The sequence below is a fragment of the Streptomyces ipomoeae 91-03 genome (assembly GCF_000317595.1).
In the GTDB taxonomy this organism is placed as follows: domain Bacteria; phylum Actinomycetota; class Actinomycetes; order Streptomycetales; family Streptomycetaceae; genus Streptomyces; species Streptomyces ipomoeae.
The window spans coordinates 1-10,119 of the sequence record NZ_AEJC01000506.1; the positions used below are offsets into that span (position 1 = coordinate 1).

Sequence of the window (10,119 nt, forward strand, 5' to 3'; positions counted from 1 at the left end):
ACGGTCTTCAGCTCCTCGTCCAGCTCGCGTATCTGCTCCTCCCAGTACCGCACGTAGCGGATGCGGTCCTGCGGCCGGTAGATCCGGGCGTCGGGGAGCACCACGGGGAACACCCGGTCGGCGAACTCTCCGTGCTTCGCCGTCTCCAACAGCTCGAAGAGACAGTTCTGCGACTTCAGGTAGGCGTCGCTGATCACCAGGATCACGCACTTGCCCTGCCCGAGGCGGGCCATGAACTGCTTGATGGACGCCTTGTAGCCGATGTCCCGCCGGTCACGCACCACCGTGACGCCCCTGGCCTGGAAGGCGAGGTCCAGTTCGTCGGCGACGGCGTTGCTGGCCTCGCTCCAGGAGTACGACAGGTAGACCTCTGTGTCGGGTTCGGCCGACGACGGCGGCAGCGCCCCCGCGCGCTCACCCATGTGTGTTCCCCACTTCCTCTGCAACGCCGCCCGCAGCGGCTGGAACGCCGGATGGTTGAACGGGATGGCGTACAGCGTCAGTACCAGGTCGAACAGGGCGACGGCATAACGGGTGTCGTCCTGGAACTCGCCCGGCACCAGGCCTCGGAGCAGGGCCGGAAGGGCTGTCCGCGCGGTGCCGACGCGCAGGAGCGGGACGACGCGAGACCACTGGCCCCGGCCCGGACCGGTACACCGCCGTGCGCGGATCAGCTCGGCGTCGGCGGCCGACGTGCCCGAGGGCCGGTCCAGAGCCCGTCCGTGCTCGGGCGTCAGGACCACCAGTACGGCATCCTCGTCCCGTACGTCGGCCGCGTCCTCCACGACCAGTACGCCGGCCTCACGCAGGTCGCGTGCCAATTGCGCCGCCCACGCCGAGTCCGCCGGCAGATGGCTGACATAGCACCGGGGCACCGTACGGTCGCTGCGGAAGCTCTTCACCCGCACGAGGTACGTCTCGTACGTGCTGCGCAGCCGCGCGACCGCCTCGTCCCGCTCGACCAGCCGGGTGTCCTCCGCCCCGAACGCGACCGGCTGCTCGGTCTCCGGAAGGTCGATGCGGTCCCCACATCTGAAGCAGAACATCGTCCGCATGCCGTCGCGCAGGGAGCCCATCACCGCCGAACGCTCCTGCTTGTGCCCGTTGCCGCAGAACACGGGAGGGAAGGCGGTCACCGTCACGTCCCGTTGGTAGAGAAACCTCTCGAACAGGCCCTGGAACATGGTCCGGCCGTAGCGGGGCACCGCGTCGCTGTAGTGGAGCACCAGCTCGATCTCGCCCTCGCGCTCCTGGAAGAGCCGGAAGCCGCAGATCTGATCGCCGCTGCCCATCTCGAACTGCGCCTGGCTCTGCCAGTAGTTGACCCGGGTGAACGTCGGGGTGTGACCGAGCAGGACAACGAGCGCCGGGTAGACGTTCTCCACCCGGCCCCGGACGACGTACGACACGTCGTCGACCGTCTCGATGGCGTCGAACAGGGGTCGCTTCTGCTTGATCAGCCCGGGAAAGATCAGCAGGGTCTCCGCGCCGAGTGTGTCGCGGAAGCAGAGGTTGTGCTCCAGGAACCGCACGACGGCGGCGTCCAGCAGCACCTGTCGCTCCGCCGGGTCCAGTGTTTCGAGTTCGGGGAACTCGTAGCCCCCGCCCAGCAAGGTGACCTCGCTGAGCGCGCCCAGTTCCTGCGGATGCTTGTCGGCCCGCAGGAAGACGGACGAGGCCAGGTCGACCAGCAGCTCGGGCGCCAGCAGGACGGTCTGCGCACCGGACGAAGTCCGCAGCACGGACACGTAGCCGTGGTTCTCCAGGTGCCCGACCGCCGTCATCATCTCGGCGTCGGTGAACCGCCACTCCGGGTCCGTCTCCCGCAGCTGCCGCCGGAGCTCCGTCGGGGACACCAGGACCCCGCGGCGGTCCGGGCGTTCCTTCAGCGCGAGGGCGAACTCCTTGATGCGCTTGAACGTGCGGGTCGTGACCGTGGTGGTCATCCGCTCCCACTGGATCTGGCCGCGCAGCAGGTCCATCAGCTGCTCGACGCCCGTGCCGTTCGCCGCGCTGGTGCTGACGTACCCGCCGCTGATCCCGTGGCGTTGGCAGAACTGGTCCAGGTCCGGCTGTGAGAGCACCGGCGCACCCCTGTCGACGCGCGCCCCGACCAGGACGGCCGGCGGCAGCCGCCCGCCACCGCCTGAGAGCTGCTTCAGCCAGAACCGTACGCCTTTCAGCGGCTCCTGACGGTTGGTCGGGTCGAAGAGCACGAGCGCGAGGTCGACGTTGTCGAGGAATATCGCGTGCACGGGCCGGTAGACGTGCTGCCCGGCGAGATCCCACAGCACCGCCTCGCAGTCCGTGCCGTCGGCCCGCTGCGTACGGAGGTCGTCGATGAGCCAGAACTGCTGGCCGTGTGTCGAGGCGTGCTCCCTGAACCCGCCATGGGCCAACCGCCAGCCCAGGCCGGTCTTGCCGACTCCCGTGTCACCGACGAGGACGACCTTCGCGGTCAGATACCGGACGGACTCGTCGGCCACCTGCTGTCGCAGGAGCACGTCGAGGTCGTAGTCCCAGAGGGACAGGCCTGCCTGGTTGGTCCAGAGGGCGAGGCGGGGCAGCGTGGGGTGGAACGCGAAGGTCGGTCTGGCCCGTCTGTCGCTGTCGACGAACCCGCCGGAGACGCTGGAATCCTGGTCGTCATCGGTGTCGTCCACGTCGACATGGGGCAGTCGCAGTACCGCGACCGTGTTCCAGTCGTCCGTGCGCCACAGCCGGATCGTGCGATCCAGGGCCGTCGAGCCCAGGATCTTGCCGTCCGCCGAGAACATCACCTCCCAGACGATGTCGGTGTGGCCCTCCAGACTCGCCACGGCTTTCGTCGGTCCTCCCGTGTCGATCGACAGGCACACGACCTTGCCGTCGCTCGAACCGGCCGCGACCGTCCTGCCGTCGGCAGACCACGCGATGCAGTCCACGATGTCCGGAACAGCCCAACTGGTCACCAGCTTCGGAGAGCTCCCGGTGGTGTTCCATACCTTGACCGTCCTGTCGGCCGAACCCGTCGCCAGCAGGGTGTCGTCCGGCGACCAGGCGAGGCCGTTCACGTAGTCGTCGTGCGCCTCGATGGTCCGCAACGGCCTCCGGCCACGGGCATTCCATATTCTGACCGTACTGTCCTGCGCACCGGACGCGAGCCGGTCCCCGGAGTTCGACCAGGCGATCTCTCCGACCCAGCCCGTGTGCGCCTTGAGATGCAGGGATCTGTCGGGTCTGTCGACGTCCCACACCCGGACACCGTCGGATCCACAGGCGGCGGCGATCCTCGAGCCGTCCGGAGACCAGGCCACCTGGTTGACGTAGCCCGCCTTGCCGGGCAGTTCGAGAACAGCGACGTCCGTATCGCTCTCGACGTCGACGACACGGACACGGCTCTCGTCGACGGGCACGGCGAGCCGACGCCCGTCCGGCGACCAGGCGACGTACTGACCGCAGTCCCTGCGCGGCGGCCGTCCCAGCACGCGGTGGAGTCGTACACCGGCGCTGGACGAGATCCCGTATTCCGATTCCGACATGGCCCCCCGTCCTTCCACACCCCTCGTCACCGCTTGCACGGTCGACCGTTCCTTACCCCTCTGAGACCTTTGTTCCACGTGCGTCGCGGCGCGGCAACCGGGGGACCGTCCGGCGGCGGGGCGGCTCCAGCCATGAGGTCGCGGCGGACGCGGCGGCCACCAGGATGCTGATGTGTTCGGCGAAGTCCGGGCCAGGGAGGGGGAGTTCGAAGTCGGGGTTGTCCACGTAGCCGAGGGCCACCGCGCCGGGGACGTAGTGCATGACCGCGTCGACGAGTTCGGTGCGGGGGGTGGCGGGGCGGTCGAGGCGGGTGAGGGCGCGCAGGAGGGTAGGGAAGCTGGCGTCGTACGCGGTCGGGATGCCCGGGTCCGGGACGGCCATCAGGAACTCGGGAGCCGGGCGGGTGCCGATCTTCGTCTGCTCCCGCCACCAGGCCGCCGCCTCCGCGTCGCCCAGCACCAGGTGCTGGAGGTAGAGGCAGTACGAGGCGATGTCGTCGCCCGCGCCGGCCGCGTACTGCCACCAGGAGCGGGCGCTGTCCTCCGCGTCGGCGAGCTGGAGGATGCAGCCGAGGACGCGGGCGCCGGGCGGTTCCGGCAGGTGCTCGGTGACGAAGTCCCGCAGGGAGTCGGAGGTGGTGTGGGCCAGGACCGTCTCGCACAGGGTGCGCAGATCACGGGCCGCCGTACCGCTCGCGCTGCTCGTGCCGCCGCCCATGGGGGCCGTACGGTCGCGTTGTCCCGTGCCGAAGTCCTCGCCACGGGTGCCGAGGGCCATCGGGACTATGTCGCGCGGTATGACCGGCTCGTCGAGGAGGAGCGCTCGGGCCAGGAGTTCGTCTATCGGGGTGGGGATCATTCTGGGGTCTCTCCCAGGTCGTTCTGGAGTCCCGGGTTGTTCTGAAGGCCCTGGGCGTCCGTGGCGCCATGGCCGCTCGGGGCTGCGTTGAGCGCGGCCGTCAGGGTCTTCCGGGCGTACCGGTCGGCCGTGTGGACGGAGGCGATGGGGACGCCCAGGACGTCGGCGACGGCGGCGTGGTCCATGCCGCGCAGGTACGTGAGGACCATGACGTCCAACTGGTGGGCGGGCAGACGGCTCATGGCCTTGAAGAGGGCCATCGACTCCTCGATCTGGGCGAACCGCGCCGCCGGGGTCGACAGGACGCTCAGGGCGACCGTGTCGAAGGCGGTGCGGGCCAGTTCGGGGCAGCCGTCGACGTGCCGGGCGCGAGCCATCACGCTCCGGCGCAGCACCGACCACGCGAACGGCACCACGTCGGAGCTGGCCAGCGCCTCGTCCCAGCGGAACCACAGCACGTCAAACGTTTCCGCAACCACCTCGTGCGCCGCCTCCTCGCTCACGAAGAGCCGGGCGTACGCGAGATAGGCGGAGCGGTTGAGTTCGGTGAACGCCTGATGCTCCAGCGGGGGGATGGCGGGGCAGGTCGACAGGGTCGCCCTGCGCTGCTGGTTCTGCTGGCTGTGGCGGCTCTGGATGCAGCCGTCTATCCAGTCCGGTTTCTTCTGCGCCTCCAGGGCCGCCGCCATCCAGAGCCGGCGCATGGGCCAGGTGGGGACGTCGAGGACGTCCAGCAGACCGTACGTGATCTCCCAGCGCGGGTAGCGGCCCGTGCCGCGCAGCAGTTCGGAGATCTTGGACTTGGCCCAGCCCGAACGGTCGCTCAGCTCACTGATCGTCAGACCGCTGGCCAGGAACCTCGTGCGGAGGGGCTCCAGCCAGGCGCGGTGGGCCGTACCCACACCGTCAGCTATCGGCCCGAGCTTGCGGCCCGGCTTGGCCGCCGACGGCCCCTCTTCGGGCGGCCGGGAAAGGGACGGCGGGGTCACCCGACGCGCTCCTCGTCATGAGCCACGTCATTCGACACGTCATGCGCCACGTCTTGCGCCGCGTCACGTGCCCCTTCACGTGCCCCTTCACGCGTCACTTCACGCATCACTTCGTGCGCGCCGCGTCCTTGCGTCGTGCCGGTCAGCGCCGTCACGACCTGCTCCGCGCTCAGCACGAGCGTGGGGACGACCGCTGCCGCCGCGGCGGTCTCTCCGACGGCGGCCAGCACCACGCTCCAGCCGAGGACCGTCAACAGCACGATGACGGATAAGACTTGCCTTCTGGACATCAGAACCTCAGAACCTTCCAGACACACCAGAACCACACACGTACGTCCGAGAGGCCCCCCTCAGCGGTGCCGACGCGTCGTCGAGGAGCCGGAGACGTCAGCATGGTGTGCCGACTCCCCCTCACGCCATGCCAACGGGGAATCGCGGAACAATGCGACCGCCGCACGACAGCGCGCACGGTACCGCCTCCTAGCGCGCATCAACCGCAAAACGTGTGGCAGTGCAGCCTTCCGGGGCGAAGTTCCCGGATTTCCGCGTCCGCCCTCCCGCGCCGCGCATGATGGAACGACAGGCGCCTGAAGCGCCGGAACCTTCCCGTCCGGGAAGCCGCGCCCCTTCGTGCCGATCGAGAAGGGGCACGCCGCTCCCGCCGTGCCCCCACCGGGGCGGGCGGGGGCGGTCAGGTGTGGAGTACGTATACCGCGAAGAGCTCGGGCATGATGCCGCCATGGCTACGGGGGAGACGCCGGAGGCTCCGGACAGGGAATCGGAAGTCGCCGCGGGCGAGCGCCGGTTGATCGGTGGGCGGTACGAGCTCGCCGAGCGGATCGGCGAAGGCGGCATGGGTGCCGTATGGGCCGGCCGTGATCTCCTCGTCGACCGTGAGGTCGCCGTGAAGGAGGCGTACGTCACCGAGCGGCAGCCACGCGTCGAACGGGTCCTGCGCGAGGCGCGCGCCGCCGCCCGCGTGAACCATCCGGCGGTAGTGACCATCCACGATGTGGTGATGGCGGACGGCCACCCGTGGATCGTCATGGAGCGGGTGCACGGCGAATCCCTCGCCGCGCTGCTGGAACGGGAGAGGGTCCTCCCCGAGCGCGAGGCGGCCCGTATCGCGCTCGCGGTCGTCGAAGCCCTCGCCGCCGCGCACGCCCGTGGCGTACTGCACCGCGACGTCAAACCCGGCAACGTCCTCCTCGGCCCCGACGGCCGCGTCGTCCTGACCGACTTCGGCATCGCCTATATCGAGGGCGAGGAATCCCTCACCCGGGCGGGCGAGTTCGTCGGCTCCCTCGCCTACACCGCCCCCGAACGCATGGGCGGCCACCGCCCCGGCCCACCGGCGGACCTGTGGTCGCTCGGCGTGCTCCTCTTCCAGATGGTGGAGGGCTGGTCGCCGTTCCAGCGGGAGGCGGTGGAGGGGACGGTGGCCGCCGTACTGACGACGAAGGCGCCGACACCGCGGAGGGCGCCCCGGTTGGCGCCCGTCATCGGGGAGTTGCTGGCCATGGAGCCGGAGGACCGGCCGACGGCGGAGCGGGTCGCGGCGGTGCTCCGGGCTACGGCGACGGGGGCAGGGAATGAGGCGGCGACAGGAGCAGCGACGGGGACCGCGGCCTCCAGGTCCGAGGTCGTCGAGACCGTCGGAGCGGCCGGCCCGACCGAGCCGACCGAGCCGACCGAGCCGGGGGGTCGGCCGGGTAAGCCGCGCACCGGGCGACGGCGCGTGTGGGCGGCGGTCGTTGTCGCCGCCGGACTGCTGGCGCTCGTACCGCTGGGGATCGACCGCTGGGGCGGCGGCAACGGGGCCTCGGGGGAGGGTGGTTCAGTCGGCAGATCCGCGACGCCGACTCCATCGCCGTCGCCGTCGCCGTCGCGGACTTCAGCGAAGCCCTACGTCCGGGCGACGACCGACGAGTTCAGCTTGGACGTGCCCACCGGATGGCAGTCCCACGGCAAGAACGGCGACGGCCAGTACCGGTACAGCAAGGACGGCTTCGAGCTGATCGTCGTCCCCGGCCGGGACCGCACCTCGACGTACTCCGGCAACCCGCTGGTCTACATGCGAGAACACGAGCCGGAGTTGCAGCCCTTCCGGGATTCGACGTGGGCCACGTCCACAGGGCTTCGCCTGATCGAGACGGGAGGCCGCACCTCGGCCGAGGGCTCGTTCACGTGGGAGACGGCCGACGGGCAGGAGGTGTACGTGGAGAACATGGCCCTCCTCGTAGAGGACCGCTATCACGTCGTTCTCGTACGCGGCCCCGAAGCCGAGCGGGAGGCGGTGGCCCGTGTCTACGAGCACGCCGTCAGTACGTACGAGTACGAGCCGGTGACGTGAGCCCTGCCCGCCGCTCGCCCCGCCCCGCCGCCCACAATCCCAGCGTCACCGCCGCCGACGCCGCCGCCATCACCGTGATCCCCACCCCCGGCGAGGTCCACTGCGCGACCGCCCCCGCCGCGCCCGCGCTCAGCCCCTGAAGCGTCAGCATCCCGGCGGAGTGCAACCCCAGGGCGTGGCCAGTCAGTTCGGGCGGGGTCAGGGCGAGCAGCCGCTGCTGCTGGACCAGGCTCGCGCCGAAGCCGATCGAGGCGAGGGTGGCGCAGGCCGCGGCCACGGGGGTCGGCGGGTGCGGGGCGAGAAGGAGGTACGGGGTGGCCAGGAGCAGGAGGAGGGGCGTGGCCAGGCGGTCGCGGACCCGGGGCGGGAGGAGGCGGCCGACCGTGATGTCGCCGGTCAGCATGCCGAGTGCCGCGCAGGCGAAGAGCAGGCCCGCGTGGTCGGGGTCGTACGCCACGAACAGGGACTCGCAGCCGACGACCAGACCGTTGGGGACCCACAGGCCGAGGTAGAGGCGACGGCGTGGGGCGTACGACCAGAGGCGGGCGTTCGTCCGCCAGGTCTCGGCGACGGACGGACGGCCGGAGGCCCGGGGCGGACGGCGGGTCAGGCCGACGGCGGAACAGAGGGCGGCCGTCGCGTACAGGGCCGCCGACACCAGCAGCGTGATGTGCGGGGAGAGCAGGGCGACCAGGGTGCCGCCGGTCGCGTAACCGGTGATCTGCATGACCCCGTGCATCATGTTGAACACCGAGCGGCCCAGCAGATAGCCGTCCTGGCCGTCGTTTCTCTGGCCGTCGTTTCTCTGGCTGCCTTCCCTCAGGATCTCGTTCAGCAGGCCCCAGCGGACTCCCCCGCCCAGTGATGCGATCAGGCCCTGGACCGCGATCACCGTGAACACCGCCCACAGGGGGAGGCCGGGCAGGGTGAGCGTCGCGGTGCTCGCCGTGAAGGTCAGGGCGAGGCCCGTCGTCGTGGCCCTGGGTGGCAGTCGGTCGGCGGCGGACAAGAGGGTCGTCGCGCCGATCACCTGGGCCAGGGAGGGACCGAACATGCTGAGCGCCGACAGGAGCGGGGAGCCGGTGGTCTCGTACACCGACGTGCCGAGGGCCAGTCCGCCGATCGTGGACGCGGCGACCTGGAGGGAGGAGGACAGGAAGAGCGGAGTGAACTCCCTTGTGCGGAAGAGGAGTCTGTAGGAGCGCATGGGTGGACGATCACTCCGTCCACCGGCCCGCCGTTAATGTTTCGCGCACACGCGAAAGCACACGAGGACACTCACTCGAAAGCACACGTGCCAGGGACCACATGTCAAGGCGCACGTGCCAGGGCAGCACATGCCGAGGCGCACGTGCGGATGCGCACACGCACAAACCGGGGGCTTCATTGGGCTGGTGGCAGGTCAACGCCGACACGCTCGCCGGGAGTCGGTTCGTCGTCTCGCCGCTCGCGGAGACGTTCGCGAGTCTGAAGGCGCTGCACGCGGGGGCCGGGGTACACCCCGGCGAGCGGGACTGGCTGGCCGCGCATCTGCCCGCGTATCGCGCCGAGTTGGCCCGGGATCCGCTCACCGCGCGGCTCGTGCGGGCCGGGCTCGGCAAGGAGTGGCTCGCCGACTTCCTCACGCCCACGCCACGCGAGGGCGAGTCCTTCGCGGACGAGGTCGCCCGGGTCCGGGGCGCCGATCCGGCCGCCGCCCGCGACCATCTCACCCTCTCCCTGCGCGGCCCGCTGCCCGCCGCCCTGCGCCGCGACGACCTGCCGGAGCGGGCGGCCGACCTCCTGACGTACGTGTGGGAGGAGACCGTACGGCCGTACTGGGATCGGCGGCGGCGCGTACTGGAGGCCGATGTCCTCGCCCGTACCGCGCAGTTGGGGCAGGGCGGGTGGGTGGCCGTGCTGGACGCGTTGCGACCGGGAATGCGGTGGCTCGGGGAGAACCGGCTTCAGGTCAATCTCCACGAGTATCCGCCCCGGGAGATCTCCGGGGCGGAGTTGGTGTTCGTGCCGGTCACTCCGCAGCGTGGGGGGTGGGTGGCGTGGGAGGAGCGGGAGCGGTACGCCGTTGTGTATCCGTGTGCGGGGGTGTTGGCCGGGGGTGGGGATGGTGGGGGTGTGCCCAGTGCGCTCGGGGTCCTGCTCGGTGAGGCCCGCGCCCGGGTCCTTGTGCTTCTCGACTCGCCCATGAGTACGACTCAGCTGTGTGCGGTGACGGGGCAGGGGCTCGGGTCTGTCGGGCGTCATCTGCGGGTGTTGCTGGATGCGGGGCTGGTGCGGCGGGGGAGGGCGGGGCGGTCGGTGTTGTACACGCGGACGGCGCCGGGTGAGGTACTGGTACGCGCCGGTTGATTCTCGCCCCCGCGGCGGGGCTGCGCCGCTTCGCCGCCCGCCTGAGAG

General features: G+C 70.6%; 7 protein-coding genes. 2 read left to right on the forward strand and 5 right to left on the reverse strand.

Annotation, left to right across the window (positions count from 1 at the left end; all coding sequences use genetic code 11):
• The 4 genes from STRIP9103_RS50245 to STRIP9103_RS32915 form a co-directional block, all read right to left on the reverse strand.
• A partial coding sequence (locus tag STRIP9103_RS50245) for a TIR domain-containing protein (RefSeq protein ID WP_158696931.1) occupies positions 1-3,521 on the reverse strand: 3,521 nt, incomplete at its 3' end.
• Positions 3,522-3,573: 52 nt separating this feature from the next.
• Entirely contained in the window at positions 3,574-4,380 is an 807-nt protein-coding gene (locus STRIP9103_RS32905) for a hypothetical protein (RefSeq protein WP_009327719.1), read from the reverse strand.
• Complete coding sequence (locus STRIP9103_RS32910) at positions 4,377-5,369, reverse strand: sigma factor-like helix-turn-helix DNA-binding protein (RefSeq protein ID WP_009327720.1); 993 nt, start codon at positions 5,367-5,369, stop codon at positions 4,377-4,379. Before STRIP9103_RS32910 ends, STRIP9103_RS32905 begins: the two co-directional genes overlap by 4 nt.
• Positions 5,366-5,629 carry a hypothetical protein gene (locus tag STRIP9103_RS32915; protein ID WP_158696932.1) on the reverse strand — a complete coding sequence of 88 codons (264 nt, stop codon included), beginning with the start codon at positions 5,627-5,629 and terminating at the stop codon, positions 5,366-5,368. Before STRIP9103_RS32915 ends, STRIP9103_RS32910 begins: the two co-directional genes overlap by 4 nt.
• Before the next feature lie 479 nt (positions 5,630-6,108).
• Here STRIP9103_RS32915 and STRIP9103_RS50900 point away from each other — a divergent pair, with 479 nt between their 5' ends.
• The gene (locus STRIP9103_RS50900; RefSeq protein ID WP_078614130.1) at positions 6,109-7,722 is read left to right on the forward strand and encodes a serine/threonine-protein kinase; all 1,614 of its coding nucleotides are present in this window, start codon (positions 6,109-6,111) and stop codon (positions 7,720-7,722) included.
• On the opposite strand, the gene STRIP9103_RS32925 is transcribed toward STRIP9103_RS50900, so the two are convergent.
• Positions 7,691-8,929, reverse strand: a complete 1,239-nt coding sequence (locus tag STRIP9103_RS32925) for an MFS transporter (RefSeq protein ID WP_009327722.1) — start codon at positions 8,927-8,929, stop codon at positions 7,691-7,693. The genes STRIP9103_RS50900 and STRIP9103_RS32925 overlap by 32 nt on opposite strands.
• Positions 8,930-9,108: 179 nt before the next feature.
• Between STRIP9103_RS32925 and STRIP9103_RS32930 the strand changes: the two genes are divergently transcribed.
• Positions 9,109-10,071 carry an ArsR/SmtB family transcription factor gene (locus STRIP9103_RS32930; RefSeq protein ID WP_009327721.1) on the forward strand — a complete coding sequence of 321 codons (963 nt, stop codon included), beginning with the start codon at positions 9,109-9,111 and terminating at the stop codon, positions 10,069-10,071.
• Positions 10,072-10,119 lie beyond the last annotated feature (48 nt).